At 70.5% G+C, this 14,717-nt stretch carries 13 protein-coding genes; 6 read left to right on the plus strand and 7 right to left on the minus strand.

Features of this window, described 5'->3' with window-relative positions; all coding sequences use genetic code 11:
* Positions 1–32 precede the first annotated feature (32 nt).
* Positions 33–386, plus strand: a complete 354-nt coding sequence (locus tag CYL12_RS07470; protein ID WP_101848717.1) for a Fe-S protein — start codon at positions 33–35, stop codon at positions 384–386.
* Positions 387–405: 19 nt separating this feature from the next.
* Here CYL12_RS07470 and CYL12_RS07475 read toward each other — a convergent pair whose 3' ends face one another.
* Positions 406–909, minus strand: coding sequence for a GAF domain-containing protein (locus CYL12_RS07475; RefSeq protein ID WP_101846880.1), 504 nt, complete (start codon positions 907–909; stop codon positions 406–408).
* Positions 906–1,403, minus strand: coding sequence for a metallophosphoesterase family protein (locus CYL12_RS07480; protein ID WP_101846882.1), 498 nt, complete (start codon positions 1,401–1,403; stop codon positions 906–908). The genes CYL12_RS07475 and CYL12_RS07480 overlap by 4 nt, the downstream gene beginning before the upstream one ends.
* Before the next feature lie 144 nt (positions 1,404–1,547).
* Here CYL12_RS07480 and CYL12_RS07485 point away from each other — a divergent pair, with 144 nt between their 5' ends.
* A complete protein-coding gene (locus CYL12_RS07485; protein ID WP_060923458.1) occupies positions 1,548–3,008 on the plus strand; it encodes an MFS transporter in 1,461 nt (486 codons plus the stop codon).
* A 69-nt stretch (positions 3,009–3,077) separates the two neighbouring features.
* On the opposite strand, the gene CYL12_RS07490 is transcribed toward CYL12_RS07485, so the two are convergent.
* Positions 3,078–3,260 (minus strand): PIN domain-containing protein, encoded by a 183-nt coding sequence (locus tag CYL12_RS07490; protein ID WP_101846884.1) that lies wholly within the window; start codon positions 3,258–3,260, stop codon positions 3,078–3,080.
* Positions 3,261–3,643: 383 nt separating this feature from the next.
* On the opposite strand from CYL12_RS07490, the gene CYL12_RS07495 reads away from it, so the two are divergent.
* Both CYL12_RS07495 and CYL12_RS07500 read left to right on the plus strand, forming a co-directional pair.
* Positions 3,644–3,850, plus strand: a complete 207-nt coding sequence (locus tag CYL12_RS07495; RefSeq protein ID WP_101846886.1) for a transcriptional regulator — start codon at positions 3,644–3,646, stop codon at positions 3,848–3,850.
* Positions 3,851–3,926: 76 nt separating this feature from the next.
* Positions 3,927–5,813, plus strand: coding sequence for an ABC transporter ATP-binding protein (locus CYL12_RS07500; protein ID WP_101846888.1), 1,887 nt, complete (start codon positions 3,927–3,929; stop codon positions 5,811–5,813).
* A gap of 238 nt (positions 5,814–6,051) precedes the next feature.
* Here CYL12_RS07500 and CYL12_RS07505 read toward each other — a convergent pair whose 3' ends face one another.
* On the minus strand, positions 6,052–7,824 hold the full coding sequence (locus CYL12_RS07505) for a phosphoenolpyruvate carboxykinase (GTP) (protein WP_101848718.1): 1,773 nt from the start codon (positions 7,822–7,824) through the stop codon (positions 6,052–6,054).
* Between the two features lie 199 nt (positions 7,825–8,023).
* On the opposite strand from CYL12_RS07505, the gene CYL12_RS07510 reads away from it, so the two are divergent.
* Positions 8,024–9,466 (plus strand): XRE family transcriptional regulator, encoded by a 1,443-nt coding sequence (locus tag CYL12_RS07510; RefSeq protein ID WP_101846890.1) that lies wholly within the window; start codon positions 8,024–8,026, stop codon positions 9,464–9,466.
* A gap of 89 nt (positions 9,467–9,555) precedes the next feature.
* Here CYL12_RS07510 and CYL12_RS07515 read toward each other — a convergent pair whose 3' ends face one another.
* Together CYL12_RS07515 and CYL12_RS07520 are read right to left on the minus strand one after the other, a co-directional pair.
* Positions 9,556–10,599: a winged helix DNA-binding domain-containing protein gene (locus CYL12_RS07515; RefSeq protein WP_101846892.1), complete on the minus strand. Its 1,044-nt coding sequence runs from the start codon at positions 10,597–10,599 to the stop codon at positions 9,556–9,558.
* 101 nt (positions 10,600–10,700) lie between these two features.
* Positions 10,701–12,143 carry a glyceraldehyde-3-phosphate dehydrogenase gene (locus tag CYL12_RS07520; protein ID WP_101846894.1) on the minus strand — a complete coding sequence of 481 codons (1,443 nt, stop codon included), beginning with the start codon at positions 12,141–12,143 and terminating at the stop codon, positions 10,701–10,703.
* Between the two features lie 164 nt (positions 12,144–12,307).
* Here CYL12_RS07520 and CYL12_RS07525 point away from each other — a divergent pair, with 164 nt between their 5' ends.
* Positions 12,308–13,639: an amidohydrolase gene (locus CYL12_RS07525; RefSeq protein WP_101846896.1), complete on the plus strand. Its 1,332-nt coding sequence runs from the start codon at positions 12,308–12,310 to the stop codon at positions 13,637–13,639.
* 87 nt (positions 13,640–13,726) lie between these two features.
* Here CYL12_RS07525 and CYL12_RS07530 read toward each other — a convergent pair whose 3' ends face one another.
* Positions 13,727–14,716 carry a methyltransferase family protein gene (locus CYL12_RS07530; RefSeq protein WP_101846898.1) on the minus strand — a complete coding sequence of 330 codons (990 nt, stop codon included), beginning with the start codon at positions 14,714–14,716 and terminating at the stop codon, positions 13,727–13,729.
* Between the last annotated feature and the right edge of the window lies 1 nt (position 14,717).

Raw genomic sequence — 14,717 nt, forward strand, 5'->3', positions numbered from 1 at the left:
CGGGGAACGCCGCGCTCTCGTACGGTGAGGGCATGGAGACCCTGCGCCTGATCGTCGTGTTCATCCACCTCATCGGCTTCGCCGTGTTGTTCGGCGCCTGGGCGGCGCAGGCCTTCGGAGGCAAGCGGCAGATCACTCGTCTCATGGACTATGGTCTGTTGATCGCCGGTGTCGCCGGCCTCGCCCTCGCCGCCCCGTGGGGCATCGAGTACGACCTCAACTACGTCAAGATCGGCGCCAAGCTCGTCGTGCTCGTCGTCATCGGCGCCCTCCTCGGGATCGGCTCGGCGCGGCAGAAGCGTGGCGAGGGCGTCCCCTCCGCCGTGTTCTGGCTCATCGGCATCCTCACACTCGCGAACGCGGGCATGGCGGTCATCTGGCGCTGAGGCACCCGCGCGGAGAGGCTCAGCTCCCGCGGAGGCGTTGCCAGAGCAGGGCACTGAGATTGCCGGTACCGGCAGCGTGGATGCGTTGTCCGTTGCGCCCGCCGCGGGCGAACGTCGCCGTCACGCCGGGTGGGACGGCGGAGGCGTCGACCGGACGCCCCCGCCATCGGCAGTCGCGGACATGCACGAGGTCTGCCTCCGCCGCCGCCGGATCATCGTCATAGCGCCACGGCCCCACCAGGCACCCGAGCCAGAACAGCCCGTCCTCGTCCCGCGTCCAGACGAACGCCCCTTCGGGCACCGCCGCGAACCGTTCCAATCGACCGGCGGCCCGCTCCCCATAGCGGGCGTCGACGGCAGCGAGCGCGGCCGCGAGAGAGCGGGGCGCACGGTCGAGCCGTCCGCCCATCCCGCAGACACCGACCGTCAGGGCCCGCTCGACGGCGAGGCCCCGCGGCACCGCATCGTCATGGGAGCGCATGGGCACCCGGTAGACGATGGGCTCAGCGCCGTCGTCCGTCATGCGACGGGCACCAGCGTCGCCTCCACGTTCCGACCGTCGATGTCGACGCGCATCATCGTGTGCACCGGCTGACGGCGGCGGTCGGTGGGAGATCCGGGGTTGAGCAGTCGCAGACCGTTCGGCGTGACGGTGTCCCAGGGGATGTGCGAGTGACCGAACACCAGCACGTCGGCGTCGGGGAACGCGAGGTCCATCCGTCTCTCGCGCCCGGTCGCGGTACCGGTCTCGTGGATGACGGCGACGGCCGTGTCCTCCACGGTGAACCGCGCGATCTCCGGCAGGACCTGTCGGATCTCCGGGCCGTCGTTGTTGCCGTGCACCCCGTGGAGGACGCGCGCGCGGGCCTGCAGCAGCTCGACGGTGGCGAGATCCACCCAGTCCCCCGCGTGCACGACGATGTCGGCGTCGTCGATCGCCCGGAGCACGGCATCCGGCAGCCTCTTCGCCCGCTTCGGGACGTGTGTGTCGGCGAGGAGCAGCATCCGCGTCGTCATGATTCCCCTCCGGCCGGTCTCTTCCGACTTTACGCGGCGATACGGACACGCTCCGCCCGGCATGTCATCAACGTCCAGGGAACTCCCAGGAAGGCGTAGACTCGCCCGAGTCCGTCGGTATACCGGCGGAGGATCGGAGACCCCTTGAGCACCGCCACCACCCCCGCGAACCCCCGCTCGCGCGTCATCACCGCGAGCCTCGTCGGCACCACCATCGAGTTCTACGACTTCTACGTCTATGCGACGGCGGCCGTGCTCGTCTTCCCGACGCTCTTCTTCCCCAGCACCAACGACACCGCGTCGCTGCTGTCGTCGTTCGCCGTCTTCGGCGCGGCGATGGTCGCCCGCCCGATCGGCGCCGTCGTCTTCGGACACTTCGGCGACAAGTTCGGACGCAAGGCGACCCTCGTCGCCTCGCTCCTGACGATGGGCATCGCGACGTTCGTGATCGGTCTCCTGCCGACCTTCCAGCAGATCGGCTGGGTCGCCCCGCTGCTCCTGCTGATCCTCCGTCTCGCCCAGGGCTTCGCGCTGGGCGGCGAGTGGTCGGGCGCGGCGCTGGTGGCCACCGAGAACGCCCCGAAGGGCAAGCGCGCCTGGTACGGCTCGTTCCCGCAGCTCGGCGCGCCGCTCGGGTTCATCATCGCCAACGGCATCTTCCTCGCCATCAACTTCGCGCTCCCCCACCCGGAGGACCCGGCGCTGAAGTCGGAGGCCTTCCTCTCCTGGGGCTGGCGCGTGCCGTTCCTCTTCTCCGCCGTCATGGTCATCATCGGCCTGTGGGTGCGGCTCCGGCTCGTCGAGTCGGACACGTTCAAGAAGGCGGAGAAGACCGGGGCCATCCGCAAGCTCCCGCTCGCGACCGTGTTCCGGCACCACTGGAAGCAGCTCATCCTCGGCACGTTCATCATGCTGGCGACCTACGTGCTGTTCTACCTGATGACGAACTTCACGCTCACCTACGGCACGAAGGCCGCTGACCTGGAGACCGCGTCGGCCGCCGCCCGCGCTGCCGCGGAGGCGACCGGAAAGGACTTCGACCCGAGCGCGTTCGCGGCGCAGTTCTACCCGGGCCTCGGCTTCGGCTACACGGACTTCGTGCTCATGCAGATCATCGGCGTCGTGTTCTTCGGCATCTTCACGCTGCTGTCCGGGCCGATCGCCGACGCCATCGGGCGCCGCAAGCTGCTGCTGTGGGTCACCGGACTCATCGTCGTCTTCGGCCTGTCGTTCAACATCTTCCTGCTCCCGCAGGCGGACCCGAAGTTCACCGGCGCTCTCACCCAGGCCTTCCTCGTGTTCGGCTTCATGCTCATGGGCACGACGTTCGGCCCGATGGGCGCCCTCCTGCCGGAGCTCTTCCCGACGAACGTGCGCTACTCCGGCTCGGCGATCGCGTACAACGTGTCGTCGATCCTCGGTGCGGCCGTGGCGCCGTTCATCGCGGTGGCCCTGTGGGCGGCCGTCGGCGGCGAACCCTGGCTCGTGGGACTGTACCTCTCGTCGATGGCGGTGCTGACCTTCATCGCGCTCATCTTCACCCCGGAGACGAAGGACCACGACTACGAGGACGACCTCGGTCTCGCCTCCGCCGTCGAACTCTAGAGTCCGACAGAACGACGAACGGCTGCACTCCCTCGGGGTGCAGCCGTTCTCGTCTTCATCGCCAGACGCTCACAGCACCACGACGTCGCAGTACCGGCCCGCCGTCTTCGCCAGTCGGTGATCGGCCGTGAGCAGAGGGACGTCGAGCGCCTCCGCGAGCGCGACGTAACCGGCGTCGGACGCGGAGACGTCATCGCGCAGCGACCAGATCCGCGGGATGAGCCGGCGCAGCGGATGGCGGATGATCTGCAACGCCCGAACGCCTCGAGGGCCTCGCGAGCAGCGTGTGCCGGCATCGAGGACCGCATCGTGAGTCGGCGCAGCACGGACACGACCTCGATGTCGAGACCCGCGTGTGCATGGAGCTCCTCACCGTGCGTCCAGACCTCCTCGCCGAGCAGGGCCTCGATCGCCGCCGAGGCATCGATCACGACCGCCTCGGACATCCCGCTCACCCGCGCTCCTCCCGTTCGCGATCACGGGCGGCGAGGATGCTCTCGCGCAGCATGCGACTCATGCGGTCAGGATCGCATGCGCCACGCATGCGGACAAGGAATCCCTGTGGACAACCCGCGCGTCAACACTTCTTGACAGCAACCCGTGCGTCAACGAGTATTGACGCGAAGGAGGTCCCCATGTCGCTACCGACCACCATCGCCGCGGCCGAGGGCGGCGAACCCCTCGCCGAGCTCCACCGCCTGGCGGCGTTGCGCAAGGAGCTCGCGCGCGCCGAAGAGGCCCAGGTCCGTCGCGCCCGCACGAGCGGCTACTCGTGGCAGGCGATCGCGAGCGCCCTCGGCGTCACCAAGCAGGCGGCACATCGACGCTTCGGTCGCACCTGAGCCCATACAGCCGCCCCATAGGAAATGACCGCGCCCCGAGTACGGTCGAAGTATCATCTCCAGATCGAGGTCCCCCATGTCCCGCACGGCGACAGCACGCCGACGCGGACGGGGCGCACCGGCCGACGGGCCGCGCGCCACCTTCCGCCAGCTCCTCCCCTTCCTCTTCGAGCACAAGCGCACCCTCGTCGTCGTCGCCGTCCTCAGCGTGTTCGGCGCCGCGACCTCGCTCGTGCAGCCCCTCCTCGTCGGCCAGGTCATCGAAGCCGTGCAATCCGACGGCACGATCGGTGTGCTCGTGTGGCTGCTCGTCGGCTTCGTGATCGTGTCGTCGATCATCTCCGGCTTCCAGCACTATCTGCTGCAGCGCACCGGCACCGCGGTCGTCTACTCCAGCCGCCGCAAGCTCATCGCCCGCATCCTGCATCTGCCGACGTCCGAGTTCGACGCACGGCGCACCGGCGACCTCGTCTCGCGCGTCGGGACCGACACGACGCTCCTCTATGCCGTCCTCACGCAGGGGCTCGCCGACGCCGTCGGCAACGTCGTGCTCTTCGCGGGTGCTCTGATCGCGATGCTGCTCATCGACCCCGTGCTGCTGCTGCTCATCGTCGTGGTGATCGGCGTCTCGGTCGTGGTCGTCGTCGCCCTCAGCGGCCGGATCCGAACGGCGTCCACCGCCCAGCAGGAGAAGGTCGGCGAGCTGGCCTCGGGCGTCGAGCGGGCCGTCGGCTCCATCCGCACCATCCGGGCCTCCGGCGCGACCGAGCGGGAGACCGCGGCGGTGACGGAGCGGGCCTCCGAGGCGTACGGCATCGGCGTGCGGATCGCGAAGATCTCCTCGCTCGTGGTGCCGGTCGCCGGCATCGCCCTCCAGCTCTCCCTGCTCGTCGTGCTCGGCGTGGGCGGCTTCCGCGTCGCCGCCGGAGCCATCTCGATCGCGGCCCTCATCTCATTCGTAATGTTCCTCTTCCTGCTGGTGATGCCGCTCGCCTCGACGTTCGGGGCCATCACCTCGGTCAACCAGGCCCTCGGCGCGCTCGGCCGCATCCAGGAGGTCCTCGACCTGCCCACCGAGACCCAGGACGACGCGGCCACCGCCGCGGCCCTCCCCCGCGACGAGGAGCCCGGTGCGGACGCCCCGGTCCTGGAGTTCCGCGACGTGCGGTTCCGCTACCCGGAGAACGTCGTCGCGGCCCGTCGCGCCGCCGCGAGGGAGGCCCACACCCTGCTCGCGGACGCGCACCTGGAGCAGGCCGAGGCCGCCCCCGACCCCCAGGACCACGAGGTGCTGCGGGGGGTGTCCTTCGCGGTCCCCCGGGGAGCACGCGTGGCGCTGGTCGGTCCGAGCGGGGCGGGGAAGAGCACCATCCTCTCCCTCATCGAGCGCTTCTACGACCCCACGGGCGGCTCCATCCGGTTGAAGGGGCACGACACCCGCACCTACGCGCGGGACGAGCTCCGCGCCCACTTCGGCTACGTCGAGCAGGACGCCCCGACTCTTGCCGGCACCCTCGCCGAGAACCTGCGTCTCGCCTCTCCCGACGCCTCCGACGCGGACTGCGAGCGCGTGCTCCGCGCCGTGAACCTCGGCGACGTGCTGGAGCGGAACCCCGTCGGGGTCGACGCTCCGGTCGGCGAGGACGGCGTGATGCTCTCCGGCGGCGAACGGCAGCGGCTCGCGATCGCCCGGGCACTCCTCACGGACGCCCCGATCCTGCTGCTGGACGAGTCGACCTCGTCGCTCGACGGCGTGAACGAACAGCGCATGCGCGAGGCCATCGACGCGGTCGCCACCGACCGCACGCTCGTCGTGATCGCGCACCGTCTGTCCACCGTCGTCGACAGCGACCTCATCGTGGTGCTGCAGGACGGCGTGGTCGTCGGACAGGGCACGCACGCCGAGCTCGTGGAGTCGACCCCGCTCTATCGCGACCTCGCCCGCCACCAGCTCCTCGCCTAACTCCCCCCACCCCCTGTCCACCGTCGAGACCCCGCGTTTCCGTCGAGACCCCGCCTTCCGCACGTACGCGGGGCGGGGTCTCGGCGCGAAACCGGGGTCTTGGCGGGGTGGGTGCCACGAAGGCGGGGCGTCGGAGACCACTCAGCCATGGGTTCGTCTCTGATGCCCCGCCTTCGCGGGTATGACTCGGCCGGAGGCCGAGGGTGCCGGCTCCCCCGAACCGGCACCGGTCTGGGGGCTACGCCTTCGCGAGGCGGTAGCGCAGCGACGCGAGCTCGGTGCGCAGAGCCGCGGGGACGCGGTCGCCGAACGTGTCGTAGAACTCCTCGGTGAGGTCAGCCTCGGCCTTCCACGCCTCGGGGTCGACCGAGAAGAGCTCGTCGAGGTCTTCCGCGGGGATGTCGAGCCCGTCGAGGTTCAGGTCCTCCACGCGCGGCAGACGTCCGATGGGGCTGTCCACGGCCGGCACGTCACCGGCCACGCGGCGGATGATCCAGTCGACGACGCGGGAGTTGTCGCCGAACCCGGGCCAGAGGAACCGGCCGTCGTCACCGCGGCGGAACCAGTTCACCTGGAAGATGCGCGGTGCCCGATCGAAGCGCAGGCCGCGACCGACCTTCAGCCAGTGACCGAAGTAGTCGGCCATGTTGTAGCCGCAGAACGGCAACATCGCGAAGGGGTCGCGGCGCAGCTCGCCGACCGTGCCCTCAGCCGCCGCCGTGCGCTCGGAGGAGATGTTCGAACCGAGGAACACGCCGTGCGTCCAGTCGGTGGCCTCGACCACGAGGGGCACGTTGCTCGCGCGGCGGCCGCCGAAGAGGATGACGTCGAGCGGCACGGCCTCCTCCCAGTCCTCGGAGATCTGCGGGCACTGGGCCGCCGACACCGTGAAACGGGAGTTGGGGTGCGCCGCGGGACGACCGGAGTCGGGCGTCCAGTCGTTGCCCTCCCAGTCGATGAGGTTCGCGGGCGCCTCGTCGGTCAGGCCCTCCCACCACACGTCGCCGTCGGGGCGGAGCGCGACGTTGGTGAAGATCGTGTTGCCCCACAGCGTCTCGACGGCGGTGACGTTGGTCGATTCTCCGGTGCCGGGCGCGACGCCGAAGAAGCCGGCCTCGGGGTTGATCGCCCAGAGTCGTCCGTCCTCGCCGGGGCGGATCCAGGCGATGTCGTCGCCGAGGGTCTCGACCTTCCAGCCGGGGATCGTCGGTCGGAGCATCGCGAGGTTCGTCTTGCCGCAGGCCGACGGGAACGCGGCGGCGACGTGGTACGCCTTGCCCTGCGGGTCGATCACCCGGATGAGGAGCATGTGCTCGGCGAGCCAGCCCTCGTCCCGGGCGATCACCGACGCGATGCGCAGCGCGAAGCACTTCTTCGCCAGGATCGCGTTGCCGCCGTAGCCCGAGCCGTACGAGTAGACCTCGAGCGTCTCCGGGAAGTGCACGATGTACTTGTCGTCGTTGCAGGGCCACTCGACGTCCGGCTCGCCCGCCTCCAGCGGAGCGCCGACGGAGTGCACGGTCTTGACCCAGGGCGCGCCCTCGGCGATCTGGCGGGTGACCTCGTCACCCACGCGGGTCATGATGCCGATCGACGCGACGGCGTAGGCGCTGTCGGTGATCTGCACGCCGATGTGCGACAGGGGGCCGCCGACGCGACCCATCGAGAAGGGCACGACGTACATCGTGCGGCCGCGCATCGAGCCCGCGAAGATCTCGTCCATCTTCGCGTGCATCTCTTGCGGGTCGGCCCAGTTGTTGGTGGGCCCGGCGTCCTCCTCCCGCTCCGAGGCGATGAAGGTGCGGGCCTCCGTGCGGGCGACGTCGCTGGGGTGCGAACGCGCCAGGTAGGAGCCGGGGCGCCACTCGGGGTTCAGCTTGATGAGCTTGCCCTCGTCGACGAGTCCGCGCAGCAGCCAGTCGTTCTCGGCGCGCGAGCCGTCCACCCAGTGCACGGCGTCCGGCTGCGTGAGCGCACGGATCTCATCGACCCAGGCGACGAGCTCCGCCATCGCGGGGGTGTCGTAGGAGGGGGCGGTGCCGAACGTGCGCGTCGGGGCGACAGGGGACGTGCGAGGGGTGAGGACTTCGGCCATGGCCATGACTGCTCCTTCGAAGTGTGGGGCGTTGCTTCCATCTTCTTCGCCCTTGACGCGGACTTTCGGCCAAATCGAGCGATAAGAATCGCGGTTCTTTCGCTAGACTCAAACTATGGCGTCCTCCGGCATCCACCTCACGACCCTCGGCCACCGCATCCGGCACCGCCGCCTGGAGAAGGGCTACACGCTCGATGAGCTGGGGGCCCTCGTCGGGGTCGCCGGCTCCCAGCTCAGCCTTATCGAGAACGGCAAGCGCGAGCCCAAGCTGTCCCTCCTCCAGGCGATCGCGCAGGCCACCGGCACGGAGGTGACCGACCTCATCTCCGGCGAGCCGCCGAACCGGCGCGCGGCTTTGGAGATCGAGCTGGAGCGGGCGCAGGAGAGTCCGGTGTTCCGTCAGCTCGGCGTCTCCCCCGTGCGCGTCACGAAGGGCATGAGCGACGAGACCATCGAGTCCATCCTCGGCCTCCACCGCGAGCTGCAGCGCCGCGAGCGCGAGGCCATCGCCACTCCGGAAGAGGCTCGCCGTGCCAACACCGAGCTGCGCCTGCGCATGCGGGCGCAGAACAACTACCTCCCCGACATCGAGAAGCTCGCGGAGAAGCAGCTCAAGTCCGCGGGCCATTCGCAGGGCGCCCTCACCCACCGCACCGTGAGCATCATGGCCGAGAAGCTCGGCTTCGAGCTCATCTACGTCAACGACCTGCCGCACTCGACGCGCTCGGTCACCGACCTGGAGAACGGCCGCATCTACCTGCCTCCGGCGTCCATCCCCGGTGGACACGGCCTGCGGTCGATGGCGCTGCAGGCGATGGCGCACCGTCTGCTCGGGCACACACCCCCGACCGATTACGCCGACTTCCTGCAGCAGCGCCTGGAGATCAACTACTTCGCCGCGTGCTGCCTGATGCCGGAGACCGCCGCGGTGGCCTTCCTGCAGCAGGCGAAGAAGGACCGCAACCTCGCCGTGGAGGACTTCCGCGACGGGTTCGGCGTGACACACGAGGCCGCCGGCATGCGCATGACCAACCTGCTCACGCAGCACCTCGGGATGTCGCTGCACTTCCTGCGCGTCGACTCGACCGGAGCCATCACCCGTGTCTACGAGAACGACGACCTTCCCCTGCCGATGGACGTCACCGGAGCCGTGGAAGGGCAGCGGGTGTGCCGGAAGTTCCAGGCCCGATCCGCCTTCACGGAGCAGAACCGCACCGTCGAGCACCACCAGTACACGGACACGCCCTCCGGCACGTTCTGGTGCTCCACGCAGACAGGGTCGTCGAGCGAGGGCGAGTTCTCCGTCACGGTCGGCGTGCCGTTCGACGACGCCCGGTGGTGGCGGGGGCGGGAGACGAACGACAGAGCCGTGTCGACCTGCCCCGACGAGGCGTGCTGTCGCCGTCCGTCGCCGGAGCTCACGGAGCGCTGGAAGGGCCGGGCATGGCCGAGCGCCCGCGTGCACACCCACATGTTCTCGCCGCTCCCCCGCGGCATGTTCCCCGGTGTGGACGACAACGAGGTCTACAACTTCCTCGGCCGTCACGCGAGTGAGTGACGTCGACCCACCCCCTTGCGTGCGCCCCGGCCCCTTGCGAACGACCGGAGGGGGCCGGGAGGCGCGGAAAGGGGTGGGTCGGCGATCGGTCAGGCGAGGAACGCGGCGAAGCGGGCGAGCGCGGCGGCGACGGCGGTGGGATCCTCGGGTGCAGTGAAGAGGTCCGGAGGGGTGGTGTGCGCGGCGGCGGCATGCGTCCAGCAGCCGATCACGCGGCCGTTCTCCACCACGGTCGCCCGGACCATCCCGTTCTTCCCCGGGCCGACGGCTGCGAGATGCTCCGGGTCGCAGACGATGGTGCGGTCCGCGTAGGAGATGTAGTACTCGTCGAAGGCTCCGAGGGCGAAGACGGACGGCCGGCCCGCCGCGCGCCGAGGTGGGGTGCGCCCGACGAAGACCCCGTCCTCGACCTCGGTCACCCTGCTCGCCGCGCGCTCCGCCGCCTCCCTGGACCGCCCGAGCGTCAGCCCGGACCACCACGCGAAGTCCGCGACCCCGGCGGGGCCGTGCCCCTCGATGTAGCGGACGAACAGCTCGGCCAGCGGGTCCTCCGGGTGGGCGTGGTCGCGGATGTGATCCGCCGCGAGCACGAACCGTTGCTCCCTCGTGATGCCGTCCCGCGGCACGACCGGCCCCTGCACGAGCACGCCGGAGACCGTCATCGCGAACAGCAGGTGGATGCCGCGCTGACCCGAGGGGTCGATGCCGATGCCCTGGAGCACCGCGAAGATCTCGTTACGAGTGAGGCCGCCGTCACGGAGCCGCGGCGTGAGCTCCCGGACGACCGCGTCGATCATGTCGTCGTCGATGCCGAGCTGCCGCTGTCGAGAGGCCGCCTGCTGCTGCTGTCGTGCGGCGGTGACCTCCAGCACCCAGCCGAGATCGCGCGCGGGGATCGTGTGCAACGTCCCCCGCATGGTCCAAGCCCGGACGAGGTCTCCACGGTCGAACGCGGCATCGACGTCGCGGAGGTGCACCTCGCCCTTCGTCCGAAGGGCCAGCGCCCAGCGTCCGGCCGTGAAGTCCTGACTCTGCACCGCCAGCAGCCGCGCCGCTGCCCCCGCGGCGTCTGCCGCCGGCGCCGTCAGCCCCTGGAACCGCAGCCGCTCCTCCCGCCGCCGTGAGGTCTTCATGCCCCTCATCATGCCGCGACCCACCCCCTTTCGCGCGTCCCGGCCCGTTGCGTGCGGACGCAAGGGGCCGGGACGAGCGAAAAGGGGTGGGTCGGCGGGGGTCAGAGGGTGACTTCGCGGCGGGCGGGGAGGACGACGGGGTGCGAACCCGCCATGGTCTCCAGAACCCGGATGACCTGGCAGGAGTAGCCGAACTCGTTGTCGTACCAGACGTAGAGGATCAGGGTGTCCTCGTCGGCGATCGTGGCAAGCCCGTCGACGATGCCGGCGCGGTGCGAGCCGACGAAGTCCGTCGAGACCACCTCCGGACTCTCCACGTAGTCGATCTGCTGACGGAGCTTCGAGTGCAGCGAGACCCGCCGCAGGTAGTCGTTGACCTGGTCCTTGGTGGCGGGGCGCTCCAGCGTGAGGTGCAGCACCGCGAGCGAGACGTCGGGCGTGGGGACGCGGATCGCGCTGCCCGTGAGCTTGCCCTCCAGCTGCGGCAGGGCCTTGGCCACGGCCTTCGCCGCCCCCGTCTCGGTGATGACCATGTTCAGCACGGCGGAGCGGCCGCGGCGGTCGCCCTTGTGGAAGTTGTCGATGAGGTTCTGGTCGTTCGTGAACGAGTGCACGGTCTCGACGTGCCCCTTGACGACGCCGTAGGCCTCGTCGATCGCGGCGAGCACCGGGGTGATGGCGTTGGTCGTGCACGACGCCGCGGAGACGATGCGGTCCTCGTCGGTGATCGTGTCGTCGTTGATGCCCTGCACGATGTTCTTCAGCGGGCCCTTGCCGGGGGCGGTCAGCAGCACGCGGGCGACGCCCTTCGCGCGGAGGTGCTGGGAGAGTCCGGCCTCGTCACGCCAGCGGCCGGTGTTGTCGACGACGATCGCGTCGTCGATGCCGTAGGCGGTGTAGTCGACGGCGGCCGGGTCGTCGGAGTAGATGACCTGGATGCGCGTGCCGTTGGCGATGATCTGCTCGGCATCCTCGTCCACCGTGACCGAGCCCGCGAAGCGGCCGTGCACCGAGTCGCGCAGCAGCAGCGACGCGCGCTTGACGAGGTCGTTCTCGGAGCCGCGGCGCACGACGATGGCGCGGAGCCGGAGCCCGCTCCCGCCGCCGGTGTGCGCGATGAGGATGCGGGCCAGCAGGCGGCCGATGCGCCCGAAGCCGTAGAGCACGACGTCGGTCGGCGATGCCGGGACCGCGCCGACGGCCGGGGCCAGGGTCTCGGCCAGGTACTCCTCGAGCGGGCGGCCGCTCTCCGCGTGCCCTTCCACGAGGCGGGCCACGTCGATCGACGACGCGCCGGGGGCCAGGGCGTGGATGCCTTCGAGCACCGCCAGGCTGTCCTCGACCGCCAGGCGCTCGTGTCCGAGCTGGGCCACGCGCTCGTGCACCTCGACGACGCCGGTGGCCGAGAGGCCGAGCAGGCGATGACCGTGCAACGAGGTGACCACGTCGCGCTCGCGCTTGAGAGCCCCGATGAGCGGGATCATCCGCTCCGCCAGCTCTTCGCTCGCCGTCCATTCGTCGCGGTGTGCCGCGGAATCGTTCATCTGCGTCCTTGCATGTGTGAGCGCGCGCCGAGGTCGCCGGCGCGCGCGAGGTTGCCGGGGTGTTCGGGGGATGACTCCAGGGTACAAGCCGCGGAACCGCGCGCCGAATCGGTCGGCGCGGGACATCCCGAGTGCGCGAGTTTTACGTCTACACTGGTGGAATAATGAGCAGCGCACTCCTCGGCGACGACGCCGACCTCCTCCTCCGCGGTGGCCGCATCCACACCTTCGACGCCACCGATTCCGTCGCCACCGCGATCGCCGTCCGCGACGGGATGATCGTCGCCACCGATGCCGCGGCCGAAGCCCTCCCGGCCCGCGAGATCGTGCAGCTCGACGGCCGCACCGCGATCCCCGGCCTCAACGACGCCCACCTCCACGCCGCCTGGCTGGGCGCGCGCTGGCCGCACCTGTTCTTCTCCGACACCCCGCCCGAGGAGCAGCCCACCGGCCGCCTCGTGACCACGGCCGACGAGCGACGCGCGGCCCTGCGCCGCGCCTGGGCTCTGCTCGCGGAGCTCGGCATCACGAGCTACACGGAGCCGGGCATCGGCCCCGGGGAGGACGACGGGGAGACCGGCTGCTTCGGCACCGACATGCTCGACGCCTACGTGGAGCTGCACCGGGAGGGCGCGCAGACCTCGCGCGTCACACTGCTGCGCCTGTTCGGGACGATCGACGGCGAGAGCTCCCTCGACGACTTCACTGCCGGACTCCCGGTGCCGCCCCCGTCGACCGATTCGCGCTGGCTCGCGATCCCCGGCGTGAAGATCTTCGCCGACGGCATCCCGCCGATGGCCACCGCCTGGACGTCGGACCCCTACCCCGACGGGACCACCGGCCACCTCCTCACGCGCGGCGATGCCGATCCGCTCAGCGCCTTCCAGCAGATGATCGCGCTGGCTGCCGGTCGCGGTCTCCAGATCGCCGTGCACGCCACGGGCGACCGCTCGATCGAGGAGTTCCTCAGCACACTGGAACGGCACGGCCAGACGCCCCCGCCGCCGGCACCCCACCACATCGTGCACGGCGATCTGGCGACGCCCGCGCAGATCCGGCGTGCGGAACGCCTCGGTGTCGGGTTCGCCGTACAGCCTCTCATCGCCGCGCACACGCACTCCTGGGCGGCCGTGCAGCTCGGAGAGGCCCGCGTCGCGGCCGCCTGGCCCCTGGCCGAGATGCTCTCCTCCGGCGCGCTGACCACGCTGACCAGCGACGCCCCGATCGCCACGCCGGACTGGCGCCACAGCCTCGATGCCTCCCTCGTCCTCCTCGCCGCCGACGACGCTGCGACCCGACGCCGGCTGCTCCGCGCGATGACGGCGGACGCCGCGGTCCAGGACGGCGCCGCGACCTGGAAGGGAACTCTCGAGCCCGGCAAGGTCGCCGACATCACGGTGCTCGACGAGGATCCGTGCGCCCCCGGGCGCGCGTTCGCCGCCCTTCAGGTCGAGCGCACGATCGTCGACGGCCGCACGGTGTTCGCGCGCGGCTGACCACTCACCCACGAAAAACGGCGGGCGGCATGTTCACGCATGCCGCCCGCCTCTGATCCCCCTCGGACCAGTCTCGAACCGCGGTCGTCAGACCGCGGTGGCCAGAAGCACGCGCGGGCTCCCCGGCAGTGCGACGGTGTCGCGCACCGCCCAGCCGGCGTCCGTCAGCCAGCCGCGCACCTGGGACTCCGGATACACGACGGTGCCGTCGATCACGAGGTACTCCCCCGCGTGCAGGGCGTCCAGCGCACGCTGCTCGTCGTCGTCGTCGAGGAAGAAGTCGAGCACGGTCAGCGTCGCCCCCTCGACCGCTGCAGCGCGGAGCCGGCGGAAGATCTGCGCGTTCTCCTCCGCGGAGAAGCGGTGGATGACGTGGTTGGCGAACACCGCGTCGTAGGCGCCCTCGGGGGCTGCGGTCGCCGTGTCCCCCACCTCGACGGCAGCCCGGTCGGCGACGCCCGCCGCCTCGACCGCCTCGGCCACGCCGTCCTCGAACCCCGGGGCGTAGACGAACGTGGTGTGCAGCTCGGGGTTGCGCGCCATAACGGCGAGGGCGAACTCGGCGGACAGACCGCCGAAATCGAGGGCCTTCGTCGCGCCGGCGAGGTCGACGAGCCGGCCGAACTCCTGCGCGTGCAGGCGGTTGTACGTCATGACGCCGGCCATGAACGTGCCCCACCGCGTGTCGTCCATCTGCAGGTCGCCGGGCTCGGTCGTGTCGACCGTGTGCGCGAACTGCAGCCAGTGCGGGTAGCTGATCTCGTCGAGGAAGGTGAGGAAGGGGGCGAGATCGATCACCGCGTCCTCCCCCGTGAGGTAGGCGGCCGCATCGGGGGCCAGGGCATAGCGCCCCTCGGTGCGGACGAGGAGACCCTTCGCCGCCAGGGCATCGGCGAGCAGCCGGGCGATCCGCTCGCTGACCCCGCAGTGCTCGGCGATCGCCGTCGCGGTGTCGGCGCCCGCGGCGACGGCGGCGAACAGACTGATGCGGCTGGCCTGGAAGAGCTGCTTCGCGGCCATGTAGCCGGTGGCGATGTCGAGGATGCGGGCGGCGTCAGGAGTGGGGGTGTCGGTCATG

Origin of the sequence: Zhihengliuella sp. ISTPL4, assembly GCF_002848265.1 — a bacterium.
GTDB lineage: Bacteria > Actinomycetota > Actinomycetes > Actinomycetales > Microbacteriaceae > Microbacterium.